The following is a 22222-nucleotide window of genomic DNA, read 5'->3' on the forward strand; positions in this document are numbered from 1 at the left end:
TGGTTCTATTTCTGTAATCGGTTATAACGTAACAACGAACAATGATACAGTTAACATCACGGCTAAAGAGAATACAACTATCGAGAATAGTAATATCTCTGGTAACCAAGGTGTTAATATCGACGATGAAAACGGCACTACAACTATTAATGCAACTAATGTTACTGCTGAAAATGGTTCAGTGAACATTACTGGTAACCAAGGCGTGAACATTGGTAACGGTACTAACGTAACAGCTGCTGACAATGTAACTATTGATTCATCTAATGGCTCAGTAAATGTTACAGGTTCTAACGTAACAGCTAACAATGGTACAGTTAACATCACGGCGAAAGAAAATGTTACTATTGAAAACAGCAACATTTCTGGTAACCAAGGTGTAGATATTAATGCTTCTAATGGTACAACTACTATTAATGCAACAAATATCACTTCGCCTAACGGTACAGTTAATATTAGTGGTAACCAAGCAGTGAACATTGGTAATGGTACTAACATTAGTGGTCAAGGTGATATCACCATTAACTCATCTAATGGTTCAATCAATGTTACTGGTTCTAACATTACAACTAACAATAGTGTGAACATGACTGCTGCTGAAAATATTACAATTAACAACAGTAATATTTCTGGTAATGAAATTAATACAGAAGCTGGTAATAATACAGTTATCCAAAACTCAACTATTAATGCAACTAACATCACAATTAACAGTACAAACTCAACTGTAATTGATAACAATAATGTTAATATTTCTAACAATACGAATATTAATGGTAATAGTACTCAATTTACTAATAACACAGGTGTAATTGATCACAATCCATCTGAAAATGGTAAAACTAAACCTACTGAAGAAGTAAAGAAAGACAACCCTAATCTTACGATTGTTAACCCAATTAACACATATCTAGACCCTAATTACAATGACTGGTTATTAGAAGATGACCAAGCTTATAATAATGGGGCGGCAACAGATGAGGGACGTTTCTATACTCCACGTATTGTTGCAAGTTCTGATATGAACTTTAATAGAGAGGAAGGTATTTCTGTAGCAGCTAATAATAGTGAGCTGAACAATTACTTAAGTGCAAGAGGCTTTACATTACAAACATGTTCGATTATTGATCCTGAAGCTCTTCGTGATCGTTTAGATTTAGATCCAAGAGACAGAATTGATTTAACTCGTCTATGTTCATATGTAAATGATCAACTTCGCAGAACAGGTAAAATTCCAACTCACTTACCGTTAGATGTTCTACCTACTACTGTTGCCTCTGCTATCCAAAATGCAAATCAAGGCAACTCTGTAGCAGCTAACCTAGACGATTCTGATGCAGAATAATATATCAGCCTTGCTGATTAATAAAAGCACTCTTCGAGTAAAATCGAAGAGTGTTTTTTTATGCGTAAAAAGCTTGTTATTGGGATTGAAAACTAGATAGGGGATTAAGTACTCGAACAATGGTTTTAACAAGCATATGGTGCTTGTAGGGCTATTTAAAAAGAAAGAGAAAAAGAGAGTAAGATGTGAGGTGAATAAGTTAAAGAAAGAGGCAAATATGGCTTAATAAAAAAGAAACTTAGTGAGTAAAATATGAGGCTTTTTAGATAGAATTAACTACCTGTAACAATTAAATAAAAGAAATAAAAATAACATTAAAACAAATAAAGGTCGAGCAGTGCTCGACCTTTATTAGTTATGGTATATTATTTTACAGTTAGGGTAACTTTACCTACACCTGAGCCATACTCAGCTTCCCATACCCCAGCTTCTAAATTTGGTGGGAAATTAAAAGTACCTGATGATACTCGTAAACCAGCTTTAAAAGTAAAGCCTTGAGCATGAAGTTTTTGTACTAACCAATGTAAAGAGTTTAATGGGTTATCTAATACTTCTGATGAAACACCTGTAGCTAACTCTTTGTCATTGTGAGTTAAACGCATAGTTACTTTAGCTAAATCTTCAACATTTGGGAAAAGAGCTGTTGTATCGTGTTCTTCACCATATACAACAAAACCACCCACAGAACCGTCACTTACAACTAAGTGTTTTGCTAAAGAAGGGAACCAAGCTGCAAAGCGTGCATCTGGTACTTCTAAACCAGCAGCAACTGTAGTTTTACGAGCTAAATCTTCTAAAGTATCAGTAGGTAATAAATCTTCTTTAGCTTTGAATACTAATTCACATTCAACTAAAGCTTCATTAAGGTTAGATAACTCTAATGTAGCAGGACCTTGAACAAAGCGAGTTTGTTCTAAAGCACCATATAAAGGACTATCTGAATTAAATAACTCTTGAGTACGTTTTGAGGTTAAAGACACCTTATAACCACCGACTGGAGTATCTTTGTAAGAGGTAAACTTAGCCTGGACAGCATATGCTTGATCGTCGTCAGTAACAACTTCAAGCCATTCTTCTTTTACCAATGCTTTATTTTCTTTATAAGCTTTTGCTAATTCTTGTGCAAATTTTTCTTGTTGTTCTGTTAATTGAGGTAAGTTTAATTGTGTCATATTTAATTCTCTCTAATAAAGAGTCCGAAGACTAGCCATGAATAAGTAAAGAAAAAATAGACTCTTGCTACTTTAAAAGGAACAAGAGGCTATATGGAAATAAAAAGTAGTAGCTTTTGCTATTTTCTTATGTTTTTTTGTTTTGTTAAATTTATCTTAACCTTTTCACAAGTACACGTCAACACCTAGGCGAAGAAATTTACAAATTTAGTTTTTATCTTGTTGTTTTTTCTTGTGAAAAAAGTCGAAAAGCAAAAAGTTAGGGAAGAAAAAAGCCAGATTTATTACTTAAAATGAGTGATTTTATCTTATATACTTTTGAGGTGTAAAGGTTTGAATTTTAAGTTAATTTTAGTGTTATTTATACATGGTTGATCTTATACATTTATATAAGCTCTAACCTCTATATTTTAAATAAATCATCTGCTAGCTATCTCTATGAAATTTAAGCAAACTGACTCTTGTGAGAAAATAAAAATATTTTTGTCCATATTGCTAGGTTATCTAAAGTGAATGTAATTTTTATTGAGAGGAAGTGGAAAAAAATACAAAAAAATTACAAAAAAAAATACAAAAAAAATAAGTACAATAATAAGTAAAGAACAAAAAATGGATCAAAAAAATACTACTAAAAACGAAAAAAATTAGCTCAGTTAATTATTTAAATAAATAGTAAAAAATAGTTAAATGAAGATATGGCTAAGAGCAGGATAACAAGAGAAAAAATAAGATTAAGAGAGAAATAATAAATAACAAAAGAGGTAAAATAGTAAACTTATAAAGGAGTTAAAAAAGAGAAAGGTGTAAGAGAGGGAATAAGTTAATACCTTAAAAGAAAATGAAGAATATAAAGGAAAAAATAAAGGATAGGTAAATTTTGGACAAAAAAAAGCAACCTTAGTAAGGTTGATAAGAAAAAATGGTGGGCCGTGAAGGATTCGAACCTTCGACAAACGGATTAAAAGTCCGCTGCTCTACCAACTGAGCTAACGGCCCATATTATAAGGGCAATGAAAAAAATGGTGGGCCGTGAAGGATTCGAACCTTCGACAAACGGATTAAAAGTCCGCTGCTCTACCAACTGAGCTAACGGCCCGTATTATAAGGGCAATGAAAAAAAATGGTGGGCCGTGAAGGATTCGAACCTTCGACAAACGGATTAAAAGTCCGCTGCTCTACCAACTGAGCTAACGGCCCATAATATATATGGGCGGTTCGAGTTGGTCTCGGCACAGCATCATTAGAATTGGCTGCTACTCTCGTCCTGACCAGGTGTCCTAACTAGCTTGCGAGGACTCGAACCATAATAATTTTTTCTTTGTTGTCTTTCAACAACGAGGACTATTATAGACAATTAAGCAATTAAATGCAAGAGGGAAGTGTAAATTTATTCTTTAAAATATTGAAAAATAGTCTAATTATTTTTATCTTTTAAAGCGTAAAAAGAGGATAAATTAGGTGTTTGAGCTAATTTTTTACAAAAAAAAATGGCTAATTATTTTTTTTATGTAGCTAATTATTTTATTTAACTGCTTTTAAATATTTTACAGGTGGGGATATACCTTAGTTAGAAGATTCTCTTAAGGGGGATTAATTTTTTACTTGAGTAGTTTGATCAGTTATCCAGAAAAACTTGCCATTTTAAGTCTTTGAATTTTGGGTTTTGTTATTCTTGTCAAGACTAAAATTTACCTTTACGGCGTTGGTGAGCAAGGGAATTTTTAGTATAATATTGCCCACTAGTCAAACCACTATTTTTTAAATAATCCTAAAAAAACTACTGTGTATATAACAGTTTTTTAAAGGCGTTTTACTAAAAGAGTAGACGCTTTTTTTATTTTACAGTGTTTTATGAAATTCATTTTGCTTTTTTATTATTTAAATTAAATAATCTTGTATAGTTTAAGTTTGTTTTGACTGATTTATGCCTCAATGGTTCCTATCTAGTTATAGGGTACTAATCACGATAAAGCATGATAGACTCGTGGTTTAAGGCTATAAAAATTGCAATAGGGAAAAATATCTTTTAAACCTCCCTTTAAATAAATCACTTGACAAGTTGTAGTTTTCGTGATAAGTGAAGAAGATGATGTTGATTCTCGCCAGTATATCACCTCTCGCTAAGATGTTGATTTCTAAGCTTTATTTTTAATTCTTTATTGAGGTTAAATAATTTATTGTAATTCTTTTGTGTAATTAGAAGTAAATGAACTAACTGATTACCTATAAATCCCTCATAACTTACAAGGTTTTGGGACTTTAATGTAAAAAATTTTACCCTAAGTAGACGTCTTTTCAGAAACGACATCCTAAAAAATTTAATGCGTTGTAAATTAAGAGTTTATTACCCTAAAATGTAAAAAGACACTTAAAATAATTCTAAGAATTTTCATGTCGTAAAACCTTTGTTTTTTTGCAATAATTATACCATTTTTGGGCTTTGCAATGAGGATTTAAGGGTGCATAAAAAAGTTAAATAAAAAAGCAAAATTACTAAATAAAAAAAAGAAAAATAATTAAATAAAATAGCAAAAGATATGTAATTATACATATCAATAATTAATTAAAAAAAATAAACAATTTAAAGTTTTAATTGTTTACTTTTTTTAAATTAATTTCCTTATATTATTAATAAATTTTAACCCATGGTCTATAAACCATTGGGTTTATAACCCCTGGGGTCTTTATAATGATTGAAAATATTAGTGTAACTAAACGTGATGGTCGTAGAGAACCATTAGATTTAGATAAAATTCACCGTGTAGTTTCATGGGCAGCCCAAGATTTAGAAAATGTTTCTGTATCTTTAGTTGAACTGCGTTCGCAAGTTCAATTTGTTGATGGCATGAAAACTTCAGATATTCATGAGTTATTAATTAAATCTGCTGCCGATTTAATTACCGAAGAAACTCCAGATTACCAATTCCTTGCTGCTAGATTAGCAGTATTCCATTTACGCAAGAAGGCTTTTGGTAAGTTTGATCCACCAAAATTACTGGACCATGTAACTAATCTAGTAAATCTTGGTAAATACGATGAAGAATTATTAGAAAAATATACTCCAGAAGAATATGAAATTCTTGATTCTTTCTTACAACATGAGCGTGATTTAGATTTTGCTTATGCAGGAGTTAAACAACTTGAAGGTAAATATTTAGTTCAAGATCGTGTAACTAAACAAATTTACGAATCAGCACAATTCCTTTACTTATTAATTGCTGCAAGTTTATTTGCCGATTATCCAAAAGAAACACGTTTAGATTATATTAAGCGTTTTTACGATGCTGTTTCAACTTTCAAAATTAGCTTACCTACGCCAATTATGGCTGGGGTACGTACACCAACACGTCAATTCTCTTCATGTGTTTTAATTGAGTGTGATGATAGCCTAGATTCAATTAATGCTACATCTTCTGCAATTGTTAAATATGTTTCGCAACGTGCAGGTATAGGTATCAATGCAGGTCGTATCCGTGCTATAGGTTCAAAAATCCGTGGCGGTGAAGCTTACCACACTGGGGTAATTCCTTTCTATAAATTATTCCAAGCAGCGGTTAAATCTTGTTCACAAGGTGGCGTACGTGGTGGGGCTGCTACTGTATTCTATCCTTTATGGCACCGTGAAGCACGTGAGTTATTAGTATTAAAAAACAACCGTGGGGTTGAAGATAACCGTGTACGTCAATTAGACTACGGGGTACAAATTAATGGTTTCCTCTATAACCGTCTCAAAACTAAAGAGGGCGTAATTACTTTATTCAGTCCTTCTGAAGTTCCTGGACTATATGATGCTTTCTTCGAGGATCAAGATGAGTTTGCACGTTTATATGAAAAATATGAACAAGATCCAAGCATTAATAAAGTAAAAGTTCCTGCAGTTGAGCTTTTCTCATCTTTAATGCAAGAACGTGCTTCAACAGGTCGTATTTATATCCATAATGTGGATAATACCAATACTCACTCAGCATTTAATCCGAAAAAAGCACCTATTCGTCAATCTAACCTATGTTTAGAGATTACGTTACCAACTAAACCTCTAAACCACATTTTCGATGAAGAAGGTGAAATTGCTTTATGTACTCTTTCTGCCTTTAACCTAGGAGCTATTGAAGATCTTAACGAACTTGAAGAACTAGCGGATTTAATTGTACGTGCTTTAGATTCTTTAATGGATTACCAAAACTATCCAATTAAAGCAGCAGAAATTTCAACAAAACGTCGTCGTTCTTTAGGTATAGGTGTTATTAACTATGCTTACTACCTTGCAAAAAATGGCGTTAAATACACTGACGGTTCAGCAAAAGATCTAACGCACCGTACATTCGAAGCTATTCAGTACTACTGCTTAAAAGCTTCTAACCGTTTAGCGCAAGAAAGAGGAGCATGTGAGTACTTTGGTGATACTAACTATGCTCAAGGCTTATTACCAATTGACCACTATAGCAAAAACCTCGATAAAGTATCGGAAACTGAATTAGAACTCAATTGGGAAGAATTACGTACTAATATTGCTCGTTGGGGTTTACGTAACTCTACATTAACTTCTTTAATGCCTTCTGAGACTTCTTCACAAATCTCGAATGCAACTAATGGTATTGAACCTCCTCGTGGCTTTGTAACCATTAAACAATCAAAAGATGGTATTTTACGCCAAGTTGTGCCTGAAATCCTTAAATACCGTCAAAACTATGAATTACTATGGACATGGCCAGATAACAGAGGTTATTTAGAATTAGTTGGTATTATGCAAAAATTTGTCGATCAATCAATTTCGGCTAATACTAACTATGATCCAGCGAAGTTCCCTGGTAATAAAGTACCTATGCAACAACTCTTAAAAGATTTATTACTTTGCCACAAGCTTGGTATTAAAACTCTTTACTATCATAATACAAATGATGGTGCATCAGATCGTACTGATGATGATTGTGCAGGCGGTGCATGTAAAATCTAAGTTTGCAGATTTAATTTGCAAATATTCACTCTAATAATCTTTTTAAAAGGATTTTAAGTTATGGCGTATACCACTTTCTCGCAAAATAAAAACGACCAATTAAAAGAGCCTATGTTCTTTGGTCAAAATGTTAACGTTGCTCGTTATGACCAACAAAGATATCCTATCTTTGAAAAGTTAATCGAAAAACAATTATCTTTCTTCTGGCGTCCAGAAGAAGTTGATGTAACGCGTGATCGTATTGACTATAGTCAACTTCCTGAGCATGAAAAACACATTTTCATTTCCAACTTAAAATACCAAACTCTATTAGATTCTATTCAAGGTCGTTCACCTAACGTGGCTTTACTTCCTTTAGTATCTATTCCTGAGTTAGAAACTTGGATTGAAACTTGGACTTTCTCAGAAACTATCCACTCACGTTCATACACGCATATTATTCGTAATATTGTTAATGATCCAGGTGAAGTGTTTGACGACATAGTTACCAATACTGAAATTGTTAAACGTGCACGTGATATTTCTAAGTATTACGATGATTTAATTCGTGATACCATGCTATGGACTATTTACGGTGAAGGTGAATACGAAGTAGACGGAGAAAGGGTAGAAGTTACTCTACGCAAACTGAAAAAAGAATTATATCTTTGCCTCCACTCAGTTAATGCTTTAGAAGCGATTCGTTTTTACGTTTCATTTGCGTGTTCATTTGCTTTTGCAGAACAAAAACGCATGGAAGGTAATGCTAAAATTATTAAACTAATTGCTCGTGATGAGGCATTACACTTAACAGGTACCCAACACATTATTAACTTAATGCAACAAGGTGATGGTGACCCTGAAATGGCAGAGATTGCTCGTGAAGCAAATCAAGAAGCTTACGAGTTATTCTTAGCAGCTGCAAACCAAGAAAAAGAGTGGGCAGAATACCTCTTTAAAGATGGTTCTATGCTTGGTCTAAATAAACAAATTCTGCAAGAATACGTAGAGTACATTACTAATATTCGTATGGAAGCGGTTAACCTACCTATTCCATTCCCGAAACGCTCTAATCCTATTCCTTGGATGAATAACTGGTTATCATCAGAAAACGTACAAGTTGCGCCTCAAGAAACAGAAATTTCATCTTACTTAGTAGGTCAAATCGACTCTAAAGTAAACGTGGAAGATCTAGATTTTGAAGATGATGACCTATAGGAACAAAAAAAGAGATGTAGTCAAAAGGCTACATCTCTTTTTTATGGTTTAAATTGTAGAATTTCGCGTTGCGCTCTTTGTCCGTCATACCAAGAACTAGCTTGGTTGTCTACTTGGTATTTAATAAAAATAGGAAACTCATAAGAGCTCAGAGCAAAATCCTTTTGCCATTGAGCTAGGGTTACCAAAGCTTGATTTTCTCCATTAGGAAGCTCTTGCCAATGTTTTAGCAAGCCTTGACGCTCTTGCGGAAGTTGATTAAAAATATAAGCTATTTTAGGATAATTGCTTGCCGTTTGGTCAGCTACAGGAATATAGTAAACTTGACCACAGAGATTTTTTTGCGTATTAGCTCCAGCCCTAAAGTAATCGTTTAACAGAGTGAGGTTATTATCTAAAGGTGCAATTATATAGCAATAGTTGTTTTTCTCGCCTTGTGCTAGAGGAATATAAGCTTGATTTAAGCTAATTAACTTAGTAACAAAAGCTCTTTGCTCTTGAATTTTAGCTTGTCTTTGAGCAAGAGTAGTTTGCATCTGGCTAAAAATATGGCGATTAATATATAACAGACAAGCTACTACAACTACCAGAGCTAATAAAATACAGGCAACGAGCTTTTTATGTTTTTTCTTCGCAGGCATAGGTGTCCTTAAAAAAAGAAGAAGGTATAGAGATTAAATCTCTATACCTGCATAGGTTATTTGTCTTCAGACTTTTCTTTTTCTAACTCTTGAGCAATGCGATCATCACCTTCCCAGCTTGACTGTTTAAAAGCTTCTTCAAGAAGGCTTTCTTCAGGAAAAGCTTGAGTTACTGGCTCAAAAGGTTTGATTTTTTTCTCATTAGACATAGTAATAAACCTCAATTAAAACAAGTAAGTTTATTATAACCTAATTAAGCTAAAAAGTCTTTTAAACCTCGAGTTAGAAGATCATTAAAAGCAAGAGTACGGTGAGAAACGGTATTTTTTTCGCTTAAAGTTGCTTGGGCAAAACTTTTTTCTAAGTCATAGCTATAAAATACCGGATCATAGCCATGCCCGTGTTCGCCAAGAGGAGCACGCATAATTTCCCCGTGACATTTACCTACAGCCACTAAAGGTTCTGGGTCGTCAGGAAAGCGTACGAGCACCAAGCAACAATAAAAGTGAGCTTGACGTTGTTGTTCAGGAATAGCCTCCATTTGCTCGAGCAGACAAGAGTAGTTTTGTTTTTCTTTATCTAGATGCTCGTGATTAAAGTTGTGCATTTGGGCATAACGTGAGGAGTAAATCCCTGGAGCTGAATTTAAGGCATCGACACATAAGCCTGAGTCATCAGCAAGAGCGGGTAAACCTGTTACTTTAGCTGCATGGTAAGCTTTAATTAGAGCATTGCCAATAAACGAAGGAGCATCTTCGACTGGAGAAACAAAGTCAGGATAATCGGCAAGGATTTTTAACTCGAGATTTTCTCCTAAGTTTGCATGAGCAAAAAGATCATCAAATTCATGGAGTTTACCACGATTGCTAGTGGCTATTACAATTGTTTTTTTCATAGTTTTTCTCAAGAGCAAAGTCTAATACTTTTTCTATAATTGCAATTTGTTGGGCAACAGGAATATTCGTTGGAATTTGCGTAAAAGGTAAAGGCCAAGAACGTAACCAAGTAATTTGCCGTTTGGCAAGTTGACGCGTAGCGGCAGCTATATTGGCAAAAGCTTGCTCCAGATCAACTTGTCCTTCAAAGTAATCCCAAAGTTGACGATAGCCTACACAACGTACACTTGGCATATCTCGATTTAGATCGCCACGTTGATAGAGCTTTTCTACTTCAGCAAGGATTCCTTGTTCGTGCATTTGCTCGAGGCGATTATTAATATCGGCATGCAGTTGAGCTCGATCTTGGTTGTACATAGCAAACTGCAAGAGATTATATTGGCTCGTCAAGGTTTTGCCTTTTACATCATGATAGAGGTATAAGCCTGCTTCATTTTGTGGAGCCAGACATAATTCAGGGGTAAGTTGAGCAAAGTCTGTATAATAATCTTCGAGGTTATAATGCGGAGTATTGAACAGCTTTTTATTGATGCGACGCATTCTTAGCTCTTTTTCTAAAGGAGATAAATGTTTATTTTCTTCAGAATTATTATTCGAAATTTCACTCATGGATTTGCCCGTGAGGTAATATAATTCGAGCACTCGCCCTACGCGCTGAGTATCATTGGGATGTAAACGCTTAAAAGCAGCTGGATCTATTTGTTCGAGCATCTGGTGACATTCTTGTGCCCCTTTAGTAGCAAAGAGCTCTTTGATCCAAGCTCGCGATTCTGGCGTTGAAGAAGGGAGTTCATCGATTTGCCCTAAAAGACTACGATAATACATCATAGTTCCCCCCACAAGAACAGGGATTTTTCCTTGAGCGTGAGATTTTTTTATTAGGGCATCTACATCTTTTTGGAATTGTCCAACACTATATGCTTGGGCTGGATCTAGAATATCTACTAAAGCATGGGGAGCTTGGGCAAGTTCTTCGGGGCTAGGTTTGGCAGTACCTATGGTCATATCTCGATAAATTAACGCTGAGTCAACATTAATTAGATCGTATCTTGCAGGATTTTTTTTATACAGAGCCATAGCCAAACGTGTTTTTCCCGAGGCAGTTGCTCCCATAAGAGTTATTACTGGTAAGGTCATAGGAAAAAATGGATCTTAGATTAGTTTTTTCTCTATTATACTTGATTTTACTCTTTACACCAAGGCTTAAGTTTGCTATAATACTTTCCTGTGTCAAGCTTGGGTCACCTCTTGACAGCATTTTTATTTTATTTATTATAAAGGAATTTAAAATGTCATTTACATTTGAAGCTTCATTAAAAGAAACGAATGGTAAAGGTGTGAGCCGCCGCCTTCGTCACGAGGGTAAAATCCCTGCAATTATCTACGGTGGTAATGCAGAACCAGTAGCGATCGTTTTAGATCACGATAAAGTAAACAACGCACAAGCTAAAGCAGAATTCTATGCTGAAGTTTTAACTATCGTTGTTGACGGTAAAGAAGAGAAAGTAAAAGTACAAGCGATTCAACGTCACGCTTTCAAACCAAAATTATTACACTTAGACTTTAAACGTGTATAATTAGGATTTTACCCTAAGAGAGGAGGTCATTTGACCTCCTCTTGTCGTATCTAGAAAAAAAGACCAGAGATTTTAGTTCTCTGGTCATTTTTTTTAACGCAAATTAGAATTTTTGAGAATTCGCGCTTTTTGAATTTGCCATTCTCTGTCTTTAACTGTTTCACGTTTATCGTGTTGTTTTTTCCCTTTGGCTAGACCTAAACGAGCTTTAACGTAAGAACGTTGCCAGTATAGCTCTAGACAAACTACAGTGTAGCCCGAACGACTTACTTTACCAAAAAGATTATCTATTTCTTTACGGTGTAAAAGTAGTTTACGAGTTCGAGAAGGATCACAAAGAACGTGCGTGGAAGCTTGGTTTAAAGGTTGAATTAACGAACCTAGTAAATAGGCTTCCCCATTTTTAAAGGTAACATAAGAGTCGGCAATATTTGTTTTACCTTGGCGTAGAGATTTTACTTCCCAGCCTTGTAAAGACAGTCCAGCTTCAAAAGTTTCTTCAATAAAATACTCAAAACGAGCACGGCGATTCTGCGCTATTGAAGCTGAATTAGATTTTTTACTTGCCATACAAATACTTATCTTTTTCTTTGAATTCACAAAGGTCGGCTATAGGACAAGTTTGGCATTGTGGTTTTCGGGCTTGACAAATATAACGTCCATGGAGAATTAACCAATGGTGGACATTATAGAGATACTTTTTCGGTACAACCCGTAAAAGTTTTTCTTCGACTGCAACTACATCCTTGCCTGGAGCAAAGTTAGTGCGATTACAAACCCGAAAAATATGAGTATCCACAGCTACAGTTGGATGTCCAAATGCCGTATTTCTTACTACATTTGCCGTTTTATGGCCAACGCCTGGTAAAGATTCTAATATTTGTTGATCATCAGGAACCTGCCCTTGATATTGGCTCGCTAAAATATAACTGGTTTTAATTACATTTTTCGCTTTGGTACGAAAAAAGTTAAGCGTTTTTATATATTCACTTACTTTTTCCTCGCCTAATTCATACATAGCTTGCGGATTATTCGCTACTTTGAAAAGAGGAGCCGTAGCCTTATTCACAGAGGCATCGGTTGCCTGTGCCGAAAGTAATACGGCAATGAGCAACTCAAAATTATTAGAAAAGTTTAACTCGGTTGTTGGATTAGGATTGGCTAAAGCAAACCTTTCGAGAATTTCAATTCGCTTTTGTTTATTCACTATTTTAAAGTAATGCGTTTGAATTTACGTTTACCAACTTGGTAAACCGCAGTTGTTCCTGCAGCTACGCGGTGTTTTTTATCTGTTACTTTTTCACCGTCAATAGATACCCCATTACCTTCGATATTACGGTAAGCTTCAGAAGTAGAAGCCACCATACCTGCATCTTTTAAGATATTTGCTAATGGGTAGTCAGCTTGACCTTCAGGAATTTCTAAAGTTAATTCTTCTAAATCGCTTGGTAATTGACCTTTAGCAAAACGGTTAGTGAACTCTTCTTTAGCTGCTAGAGCTTGAGCTTGATCGTGGAAACGAGCAGTAATTTCTAAAGCTAATTCTACTTTAGCATCACGTGGGTTCATACCATTAGCTACTTTTTCTTTGATTTGCTCGATTTCTTCTAGAGATTTGTAAGAAAGTAAAGTGTACCAATCCCACATTAGCTCATCTGAAATAGCCATTACTTTACCATACATTTCGTTTGCTGGATCAGTAACGCCGATGTAGTTGCCTAAAGATTTAGACATTTTCTTTTCCCCATCAAGACCTACAAGAAGAGGAAGAGTAATACATACTTGTTGTGCTTGACCATAAGCTTTTTGTAATTCACGACCCATTAAGAGGTTAAATGTTTGGTCAGTACCACCTAACTCAATATCAGCTTTCATAGCTACTGAATCGTAACCTTGGAATAATGGGTATAAAAATTCGTGAATAGCAATAGGTTGATTGCTGTTGTAACGTTTATTAAAGTCATCACGCTCAAGCATACGAGCTACAGTTGATTGTGAAGCTAAACGTAATACGCCGTTAGTACCTAGTTCACCTAACCAATCAGAGTTAAAAACTATAGTTGTTTTGTTTGGATCAAGGATTTTGAAAATTTGTTCTTTATAGCTCTTAGCGTTTTCTAAAACTTGTTCACGTGTTAATGGTGGACGTGTATTTGAACGACCTGATGGATCACCTACAGTTGCGGTAAAATCACCAATTAAAAAGTGAACCTGGTGACCAAAGTTTTGTAAAGTACGCAGTTTATTTAAAACAACTGTGTGACCTAAGTGAATATCTGGAGCTGTAGGGTCAGCACCTAATTTTACAATTAGAGGGCGTTTTTCTAATAATTTTTTAATTAAGTCTTGTTCAGAATAGATAGCTTCGGTACCACGACGAATTTCAGCTAATTGTTGTTGTAACTCAGGTGGTAAAGTTAAAATTTCGCTTTCTTTTACTTCAGTTGACATAATTTAATTTCCCTTAAGTTGAAAAGTCCTATTTTTTATAAAATAGTCGAGTTGAAAATTGTTTGGGCAAATGCCTCTACGTCTTCCCAGTTGGTATAGACTTTATTGGTTTGAGGATCTGTATCTCCGCCAGTGAGCCACATAATAAAGCGGATCATATTACGGTCAAAAAAGTTTAATTGGCTATAATTTAAAGCTCCAGCAAAGACACCTACCGCTTGAGGTTGCCAAGGGGTGTTTTGCAAAAACTTACGTACATAGACATTAGTTTCTACTTGACGCTTTTCTGGTTTACGAGCCGTAAGGTTTACGCCAAAGAAAAAACTTGGCACTTGTGCCAGAGTTTGCAGATTAGCTTGCACTAAAGTATTTAAGGCTTTAGGAAAGTGACCATAGTGAATAGAAGCCCCAATTACTATAGCATTAAAAGAGGCTAGATCAACTTTTTGTTCTAAAGCCTGCTCTAAAGTATAGCTCTCAACAGCAATGGCCTGCTTTTTTTGTAACTCTTGGGCAATAAAAGCATTAATTTTTGCCGTGTGCCCTTCTCTGGTGCCAGAAAGAAATAAAACTTTTTTCATAAAGAATTAGTAAAGTAGCGAGTTAGTTCTCGCTACTTTTTTCCCTTAAAGATTATCTAGGTCACCGGTAAAGTTAATAAGTTGTTCTTCTTGTAACATTACATTGTCTTCTACACGGATACCGCCATATGGACGTAATTGCTCGATTAACTCATTATTTAAATGTGGAGCTATATTACTGTCGTTATTGAGTTCGGTAATTAATTGGTCAATAAAGTACAGACCAGGTTCAATTGTCCATACATTACCTACTTCAAGAATATGGGTAGCTCTTAAGCCTGGCACTTGTGGAGTTTTTAAACGACCACGTACATCATGGGTATTAATACCTAAAGAGTGACCAAAGCCGTGTGGAACAAAACGGTGCGGAATTTTTAGATCATAAGCTTGATCTACGTCGATGTTTTGTAAAATTTGCGCATCAATTAATAATTCTGCGGTTTTACGCATCATTAATTCTTGTAGGGTTGCCGTAGAAACTCCTGGACGCATATTGCCAATAATTTCATCTTTAATGTTACCTACGCCTAGAATTAAATCTGAGAATAAAGTATTGTCATCTAAGCAATAGGTACGAGAAATATCTGCTTGGTAACCTTTATAAACTGCCCCTGCGTCAATTAAGAAAGAACGACGTTCAGCAGGTGCTTCAAAATCTAGTTTATTGTAGTGTAAAATAGCCGCATTTTCATTGAAGGCAAGAATACTTGCATAACCTTGAGCATCATAAGGGAGTTCAGCATTTTGCAGATACACCCCTAATAATTGGTTCTCTGATAATTTGGTTGAGTGTACGGCAGTTTTAATGGTACGGTGAGCTTTAATTGCTAGATATTGCGCTTGACATAACATTTCGTATTCATACTCAGTTTTTTGTAAGCGTAAGTCTTGTAAATCAAGAATTAATTCTTTTTCATTAATATCTTTAGCATCAAAGCCTAGTTCACGGTATTTATCTTGGTTTGGACCAATAATTACCGCAGTTTTTGCTTCTTGACTTAAAGTAGCTTCTAATTCTTTACTAAAGTCATAAAAATCTACAACTTCAACTAAACCAGAAGACTTAAAGAAAGAAAAATCTAAGGTTGTAGGTACATTCCAGAAACCGTCATCGATAAAGTTATATAAAGTAACACTACCTTCTTTACTTACACGAATATATGAACCTACAGCTTTAGGCTCATTAATTAAATGTACGGCATAAGGATTTGCACGGAAAGGTACTTCTTGGTCATCATCAAAATAGAGAACATGATCACCATAGTGTAACCACACCGCAGATTTATTATTTTTAGTTAAATAATCTTTATAGTAGTCTACTAAACGAGAAGCGTGTTTAGTATAAAGTTGTACGAGAGACATATAAAATCCTTGTAGTTAAGTAACTTTTATATTATACCCCAAGTCTATTCTTTTTCCTTGAAGCTTTGTAAAATTTGCTGACTTAGAGACTTGCCCAGTTGCAGAACATTAGGACGATTTTTTTGCCCAAAAGGTAAAGGACGAGCAAACTCCATACATTTTATGCCCAAGCGCGTAGAAAGTAAACCCAGACTCAAGCCCTGAGCCGCACGGGTCGAGAGTTTGGCAAGAAGATTCGAAGAAACATAGTCACTTAAATCTACTGCCTCGGTAGCTCCAGCAACAAAGACATTGACAACTAGGTGCTTAAAGAGTTTTAGTCTTGCATAATAGCCTAGTTTAACGCCATAGAGTTCACTAATTTCGTGCATGAGCTTGAGGTTACGCCAAGCAATAAAGAGCATATCTAGGAGAGCAAAATGCGAGAAGGCTATAACTAAAGCATCAGTAGCTGCTCGTTTGTGCACCAGTTGGAGAACTTGCTTATCAAAAGGTTCAAGAACATAAAAGGAAAAGAGTTGTAACACTTGCCCTGGTGACATATAGCTGTGTACGGCTTTTTCCCATTCTTTTATTGCTGGGTGCTTAGGATTTATTTGCATTTGTCCAATTTGCTCATAACACCAGAGAATTGCTTGTTCGGCATTAGTAAAGTAAACTTGCCCTTGGTGATGCGTTAAACTAGCTTTACCTGAGTTTTTATCTTCCACCTTGGCATAGGCACTTAAAACTATTCCTGCTTGCAGTTGTTTTTGTTCGTGCTCTTGTAAGTTTTTTATACTTGTATACTCGCGACGAAGCACAAGAGCTAGGGCAATAAAAATGCCTAGTAAACCTAACTGCACTGCTAGAGCACTTAAGTGACTAACTAAAAGCCCTAAGCCCAGAAGTCCGCCAGTAAACAATTGCCAGAGAGCATAAATTGCTCCTCCTAGTTGATAGAGAGTATTTAAGCCCAGGGCTAAAACAAACAGGCTTAAAATGCGTAGGCTCCAAGTAAAAAACTTACCTGGGTTAAGATTAGCTTGGCTCTCGGGGCTAGCTTTAAGAAGGTTAGTTTCTTGGGTATACTCTGCTTGTGATTCTTGGGCTTGCTCTAGATCTTTGAGATTAAAATCCTGGCGCCTTGCAAACTCGGGCTCAGCTTTTGCCTCATTTTCTTGTGTAAAAACTTTTTTCTCTTGCATGGTTTATTTTAATTTATCTCCTAAAATAACTTCGAACATTTGATCCATTCCTAGAGAGCGAATTTTTCCTTGCGGGGTAAGAGGTAAAGGAGCAAACTCAGCAAAGTCAAACTGGTGATTTTGCCAAAAGCTAGGAGCTGGTAAATGGGCTGGAACTTCTCCAGGGTAAATAAGTTGCGTTTGTTGGCTCTCTTTACTTTTGCCCTTGAGAACTTTATAGAGTTTGCCCTCTTTTTCCAGTTCGAGTTGTTCGGTAGCTCTAATAGCTGCCAGAGGAATAAAGGCTGTATCTATGTTTTGATAGATCGCTTGACGATTATTATTTTGGGCTAATTGCTCAAGTAAACTTTTTAGGTTTGCCACTTGATCACTAGTAATGTGATCCATTTTACTTGCCCCAAAAACTAATTTATCAATTTGGGGTGCAAAGAGGCGGTGCCAAAGATTGCGCTTCCCATATTGAAAGTGCTGGAAAATTTGTTCGAGAGCTAGTTGCGTTTCATTAAATGCCAGAGCTGAGTGATTGAGAGGCGTTAAACAATCTACCAGAATAATTTGTCGATCAAAACGAGCAAAGTGTTGCTTATAAAAACCTGTAACAAAAGTTTGCACATAGGTATTATATCTTTGTACTAATACCCCTATGCCTGAAGTTGGGTGATGTTTAGCATGTTGCAATAGTTGCTCCCATTGCTCTATAGGAACATTAACTAAAGGAAAAAATTGTAAAATCGGGGCATTAGCATAGGCACCAGGTAGAACAAAGCGTCCTGGTTGAATATATTCTAAACCTTGCGCTTTACATGCATGTAAAAACTCGGTAAAGCTTTGGGCTATACTTGCTAGTTGATCGTCATTCGCTGGAGCATAAGGATCAAAAGTTTCTAACTGTGCCAACCAAGCTTGAGCTAGGTTTTGCCGAATAGGGTGCGCAAGAAAATGTTCACTTGCTGACCAATGGGCAAAATCTAGTTTGAGGAGCGGTAAGTCGAGCAACCATTCACCTGGGTAGTCCACTATATCGAGGTATAGAGTGCGACTTTCCTGAAAGTTAATTTCACTTACTTTGCGCCAGAGACTGCGAGGTACTTGGTATTTAATTGCTAAACGAATAATACTTATATCCGTAGTTGCTTGTGGCCAAGTAGGTTCTTCTTGCTTTAAAGCTAAAATATTTTGCCGATAGGGAAAAGTTGGCAGAGTTAAATCTTCTTGGGCAACTATTTGTGCTCCTGTAATCCACCCCTTGGCTGCTGCCTGAAAAAAAGGAAGCTCACTTTTATTACCATCAAGGGTTAATAACTGATTAATAAAACTAGTGATAAATGCTGTTTTACCGCTGCGGCTCAAGCCTGTAACGGCAATTTTTAATTGCTGATCAAATACCTGTTCGTATTTTTCTTTTAAACTCTTAAACATTTTTCTCTTTTTTGTTGTTTTCTCTTCCTTAGTATATATGAAAAAAGTTATTGAGTAATGTTTTTCTTTCGTTTATAATGGGAAAATCTTTGTACATTTTTTAAGGTTCAGATAATATGTTTTTTGTGCACTTTGCTATAGTTCTCCTTTGTATTTTAATTGGGGCACGTATAGGGGGTATAGGCCTAGGAGTAATGGGGGGTCTAGGGTTATTAATTTTAACCTTTGGTTTCCATTTACCTCCAGCAAGCATTCCAATTGATGTAATGCTGATGATTGTATCTGTAGTATCAGCAGCAGCTGCCATGCAAGCAGCTGGTGGTTTAGACTACATGGTAAAAATTGCTACCCGTTTAATTCGTCGTCATCCAAAATACATTACTTTTATTGCTCCTGGTGTAACCTATATGTTTACTTTCTTTGCTGGTACAGGGCACGTTGCTTATTCTGTGCTTCCAGTAATTGCTGAAGTAAGTCGTAAAAATGGCATACGTCCAGAGCGTCCTTTATCTATGGCAGTAATTGCTTCGCAATTTGCAATAGTTGCGAGTCCAATTGCCGCTGCGGTATTAACGGCATTAAGATATCTTTCAGATCAGCATGTATCTTTAATTGATATTTTAAAGATAACTATTCCAGCTACTGTAATAGGTCTTTTTATTGCCTGCATTATTGTTAATAAGCTAGGTAAAGAACTTAACGAAGATCCTGTTTATTTAGCAAGATTAAAAGATCCTGAGTATAACCTAGAGCTAACTGATGCTAAAAGCGAAGATAGTAATCAACCAGCTGTTGACTCTTGGTACGCAAAAGGCTCAGTATTTATTTTCTTATTTGCGGCTCTAGTTGTGGTAGCTCTAGGGGCTTTCCCAAGTTTACGTCCAACAATTAACGATACTACCTTAAGTATGGTTAATGCCATTGAAATTGTAATGTTAAGTGCAGGGGCGTTAATTATTCTTTTCTGTAAACCAGACCATAATTTAATTTCGCGTGGTTCGGTATTCCATGCAGGGATGCGTGCGGTAATTGCTATTTTTGGTATTGCTTGGTTAGGTGATACTTTAATGGCAGCTCACATTACTGAAGTTAAAGAAGTAGTATCTTCTTTAGTAGAAGCTGCACCATGGACTTTTGCTTTAGCTTTATTTGCTTTATCAGTTTTAGTAAATAGTCAGGCTGCTACGGTAACTGTACTTTTCCCAATTGGCATTAGTATAGGTTTACCACCAGAAATTCTTATCGGAACCTTTGTTGCCGTAAACGGTTACTTCTTTGTTCCTAACTATGGTCCAATTATTGCTGCTTGTGATTTTGATATTACAGGCACAACAAAAATTGGTAAATACATTTTCAACCATAGTTTTATGCTTCCAGGTTTATTAAGTATGGGCTTTAGCTTAGCTTTAAGCTTACTCTTTGTTAACCTCTATTTTTAATTGACTAGAGACTACTTTCGGGTAGTCTCATTTTTTTGCTCATTTTTGTTAAATTTAGCCTAACCTCTATCAATAAGGTTACTTATCAAATTGAGTATTTATTTAAGGTGATGAAAAATAAGAATTTGTAATTATTTTAAGTTTGCAATTATTCACAAGATTTTCACAAAATTTTAAAAAGAAAGAAAATATAATTTTTTTCTCATAAAGCCCTAAAAAAGGGGATAAAAAAAGCAAATTTAAGAAAGTAATTCTTGTAAAGCTTAGTTGGTTGTGTGTGATTTATGTGATCTACTTCACACTTTTGTAAATTAAACTGATTTTTCACAAAAATCTTTACCCTGAATAAAATTGTGGGATTTTACTTGGCTATAGTAGGCTTAATCTTGCCTAATTATTAACTAACTACAAACTTAGTATTGCTAAAAAATAGTTGTAACTAAAAATAAATATAGGCAAAAGTTAGATGAGCATATATTTAAAGCATGGACATGATTTTTAGGATTAATTTTCTCTTAGCAAAAAATAAGGAGCAAAAGTAGCTCTCTTTTTTTCTTGCTTTTAAGTTTATACAATATTTATGTATTCTTAATAACGCGAAAAAATTAATATCCGAGTTAATTTTTCTTTCCGAGGAAATCCAATCATGGGACAAACTGATAAAAATCAAACTAGTAGATTACCAGATCTACCAAAAAATACTATTTGGATGCTCAGCTTTGGTTTTTTAGGCGTACAAATGGCCTTCACGCTCCAAAGTTCCCAAATGAGTCGTATTTTCCAAACTCTAGGAGCTGACCCTCACTCTTTAGGTTGGTTCTTTATTCTTCCACCTTTAGCAGGCTTGTTAGTACAACCGATTGTGGGAACCTTATCTGACCGTACTTGGTCACCACGTTTAGGGGGAAGACGTTTACCATATTTAGTATATGGTTCAATTATCGCTGCTATTGTAATGTTCCTTTTACCAAATGCTGGTGACTTTGGTTTTGGTTATGCTTCTTTAGCTGCTTTATTATTTGGTGGTTTAATGATCGCTCTTTTAGATGTTTCATCTAACATGGCAATGCAACCCTTCAAAATGATTGTTGGGGACATGGTAAACGAAAAACAAAAAAGCTATGCTTACGGGATCCAAAGTTTTCTCTGTAATACAGGATCAGTAATTGCTGCTGCTTTACCGTTTATCTTTGCCTTTATCGGTCTTAGCAATGTGGCACAACAAGGTTCGATTCCTCTAACGGTTAAGTTAGCCTTCTACATAGGTGGTGCTATCTTACTAATTACCAGTTTAATTACTTTATTAAGAGTTAAAGAATATGACCCAGAAACCTATGCAAGATACCATGGCATAGATTTAACCCAACCAACTGACGAAAAAACAGATTGGTTCACTTTATTAAAACATGCACCATTTAATTTCTGGTCAATTACTTTAGTACAATTTTTCTGCTGGTTTGCTTTCCAATACATGTGGACTTATTCAGCAGGGGCAATTGCGCAAAACGTATGGAATACTACAGATGCTTCTACCCATGCTTACCAAGAAGCAGGTAACTGGTATGGTTTATTAGCAGCGGTGCAATCGATCGCAGCTGTGGTTTATTCTTACATTCTCGCTAAAGTTCCACGTGAATTTAACCGTTTAAGTTACTTTATTACTTTATTTGCAGGTGCTTTAGGTCTATTATCTGTAGCTCTATTTACCAATAAATACGCTTTAATCCTTTCATTTGCTTTAATCGGTATTGCATGGGCTGGTATCTTAACTTACCCATTAACTTATGTAACTAATGCCTTAAAAGGAACTAAACGTATGGGTACTTACCTCGGCTTATTCAATGGTTCAATTTGTTTACCACAAATTGCAGCTTCATTATTAAGCTTTGCGTTATTCCCAGCTTTAGGCTTTAGTCAAGTTAATATGTTCTATGCAGCTGCAGTAGTTCTCTTCTTAGGAGCTCTATCTGTATTTGTCGTAAGAAAAGATTAAGCGAGGAT

Annotated in this window: 18 protein-coding genes and 3 tRNA genes; 6 read left to right on the forward strand and 15 right to left on the reverse strand. The window is 35.5% G+C overall.

Annotated features, from left to right (window positions below):
• The coding region (locus CJP74_RS05860) for a hemagglutinin repeat-containing protein (RefSeq protein WP_147397060.1) at window positions 1–1345 on the forward strand (1345 nt) is incomplete at its 5' end.
• 365 nt (window positions 1346–1710) lie between these two features.
• On the opposite strand, the gene CJP74_RS05865 is transcribed toward CJP74_RS05860, so the two are convergent.
• The 4 genes from CJP74_RS05865 to CJP74_RS05880 form a co-directional block, all read right to left on the reverse strand.
• Complete coding sequence (locus tag CJP74_RS05865) at window positions 1711–2517, reverse strand: 2-keto-4-pentenoate hydratase (protein ID WP_119497342.1); 807 nt, start codon at window positions 2515–2517, stop codon at window positions 1711–1713.
• A 920-nt stretch (window positions 2518–3437) separates the two neighbouring features.
• A tRNA-Lys gene (locus CJP74_RS05870) sits at window positions 3438–3513 on the reverse strand.
• Window positions 3514–3537: 24 nt separating this feature from the next.
• A tRNA-Lys gene (locus CJP74_RS05875) sits at window positions 3538–3613 on the reverse strand.
• 25 nt (window positions 3614–3638) lie between these two features.
• A tRNA-Lys gene (locus tag CJP74_RS05880) sits at window positions 3639–3714 on the reverse strand.
• 1492 nt (window positions 3715–5206) lie between these two features.
• On the opposite strand from CJP74_RS05880, the gene nrdA reads away from it, so the two are divergent.
• Entirely contained in the window at window positions 5207–7471 is a 2265-nt protein-coding gene (gene nrdA, locus CJP74_RS05885; protein ID WP_119497343.1) for a class 1a ribonucleoside-diphosphate reductase subunit alpha, read from the forward strand.
• 60 nt (window positions 7472–7531) lie between these two features.
• Window positions 7532–8668: a class Ia ribonucleoside-diphosphate reductase subunit beta gene (gene nrdB, locus CJP74_RS05890; RefSeq protein ID WP_119497344.1), complete on the forward strand. Its 1137-nt coding sequence runs from the start codon at window positions 7532–7534 to the stop codon at window positions 8666–8668.
• A 41-nt stretch (window positions 8669–8709) separates the two neighbouring features.
• On the opposite strand, the gene CJP74_RS05895 is transcribed toward nrdB, so the two are convergent.
• Genes CJP74_RS05895 through miaA form a run of 4 tightly spaced genes read right to left on the reverse strand, consistent with a single transcriptional unit; the run spans window position 8710 to window position 11342 of the window.
• On the reverse strand, window positions 8710–9309 hold the full coding sequence (locus CJP74_RS05895) for a hypothetical protein (RefSeq protein WP_119497345.1): 600 nt from the start codon (window positions 9307–9309) through the stop codon (window positions 8710–8712).
• A 56-nt stretch (window positions 9310–9365) separates the two neighbouring features.
• A complete protein-coding gene (locus CJP74_RS08135; RefSeq protein ID WP_222986976.1) occupies window positions 9366–9518 on the reverse strand; it encodes a hypothetical protein in 153 nt (50 codons plus the stop codon).
• 44 nt (window positions 9519–9562) lie between these two features.
• Window positions 9563–10204: an RdgB/HAM1 family non-canonical purine NTP pyrophosphatase gene (gene rdgB / locus CJP74_RS05900; protein WP_119497346.1), complete on the reverse strand. Its 642-nt coding sequence runs from the start codon at window positions 10202–10204 to the stop codon at window positions 9563–9565.
• Window positions 10176–11342 carry a tRNA (adenosine(37)-N6)-dimethylallyltransferase MiaA gene (gene miaA / locus CJP74_RS05905; RefSeq protein ID WP_119497347.1) on the reverse strand — a complete coding sequence of 389 codons (1167 nt, stop codon included), beginning with the start codon at window positions 11340–11342 and terminating at the stop codon, window positions 10176–10178. The genes rdgB and miaA overlap by 29 nt, the downstream gene beginning before the upstream one ends.
• 152 nt (window positions 11343–11494) lie before the next feature.
• Between miaA and rplY the strand changes: the two genes are divergently transcribed.
• On the forward strand, window positions 11495–11782 hold the full coding sequence (rplY, locus tag CJP74_RS05910; protein WP_119497348.1) for a 50S ribosomal protein L25: 288 nt from the start codon (window positions 11495–11497) through the stop codon (window positions 11780–11782).
• A gap of 93 nt (window positions 11783–11875) precedes the next feature.
• Here rplY and smpB read toward each other — a convergent pair whose 3' ends face one another.
• Genes smpB through CJP74_RS05945 form a run of 7 tightly spaced genes read right to left on the reverse strand, consistent with a single transcriptional unit; the run spans window position 11876 to window position 18782 of the window.
• A complete protein-coding gene (smpB, locus tag CJP74_RS05915; RefSeq protein ID WP_119497349.1) occupies window positions 11876–12352 on the reverse strand; it encodes an SsrA-binding protein SmpB in 477 nt (158 codons plus the stop codon).
• Window positions 12342–12989 carry an endonuclease III gene (gene nth / locus CJP74_RS05920; protein ID WP_119497350.1) on the reverse strand — a complete coding sequence of 216 codons (648 nt, stop codon included), beginning with the start codon at window positions 12987–12989 and terminating at the stop codon, window positions 12342–12344. Before nth ends, smpB begins: the two co-directional genes overlap by 11 nt.
• A complete protein-coding gene (gene tyrS / locus CJP74_RS05925; protein ID WP_119497351.1) occupies window positions 12989–14233 on the reverse strand; it encodes a tyrosine--tRNA ligase in 1245 nt (414 codons plus the stop codon). The genes nth and tyrS overlap by 1 nt, the downstream gene beginning before the upstream one ends.
• Window positions 14234–14268: 35 nt before the next feature.
• Window positions 14269–14814, reverse strand: a complete 546-nt coding sequence (gene hemG, locus CJP74_RS05930) for a menaquinone-dependent protoporphyrinogen IX dehydrogenase (protein WP_119497352.1) — start codon at window positions 14812–14814, stop codon at window positions 14269–14271.
• A 45-nt stretch (window positions 14815–14859) separates the two neighbouring features.
• Window positions 14860–16176 carry a Xaa-Pro dipeptidase gene (pepQ, locus tag CJP74_RS05935; protein ID WP_119497353.1) on the reverse strand — a complete coding sequence of 439 codons (1317 nt, stop codon included), beginning with the start codon at window positions 16174–16176 and terminating at the stop codon, window positions 14860–14862.
• 44 nt (window positions 16177–16220) lie between these two features.
• A complete protein-coding gene (locus tag CJP74_RS05940; RefSeq protein WP_119497354.1) occupies window positions 16221–17363 on the reverse strand; it encodes a TIGR01620 family protein in 1143 nt (380 codons plus the stop codon).
• Between the two features lie 3 nt (window positions 17364–17366).
• Complete coding sequence (locus CJP74_RS05945) at window positions 17367–18782, reverse strand: YcjX family GTP-binding protein (RefSeq protein ID WP_119497355.1); 1416 nt, start codon at window positions 18780–18782, stop codon at window positions 17367–17369.
• A 116-nt stretch (window positions 18783–18898) separates the two neighbouring features.
• Here CJP74_RS05945 and CJP74_RS05950 point away from each other — a divergent pair, with 116 nt between their 5' ends.
• Together CJP74_RS05950 and CJP74_RS05955 are read left to right on the forward strand one after the other, a co-directional pair.
• Window positions 18899–20221: an anaerobic C4-dicarboxylate transporter family protein gene (locus CJP74_RS05950; RefSeq protein WP_119497356.1), complete on the forward strand. Its 1323-nt coding sequence runs from the start codon at window positions 18899–18901 to the stop codon at window positions 20219–20221.
• A gap of 646 nt (window positions 20222–20867) precedes the next feature.
• Entirely contained in the window at window positions 20868–22214 is a 1347-nt protein-coding gene (locus CJP74_RS05955) for an SLC45 family MFS transporter (RefSeq protein ID WP_119497357.1), read from the forward strand.
• The last annotated feature ends 8 nt before the right edge of the window (window positions 22215–22222 follow it).

Source organism: Psittacicella melopsittaci (assembly GCF_003585925.1).
GTDB classification, from domain to species: Bacteria; Pseudomonadota; Gammaproteobacteria; order Enterobacterales; family Psittacicellaceae; genus Psittacicella; species Psittacicella melopsittaci.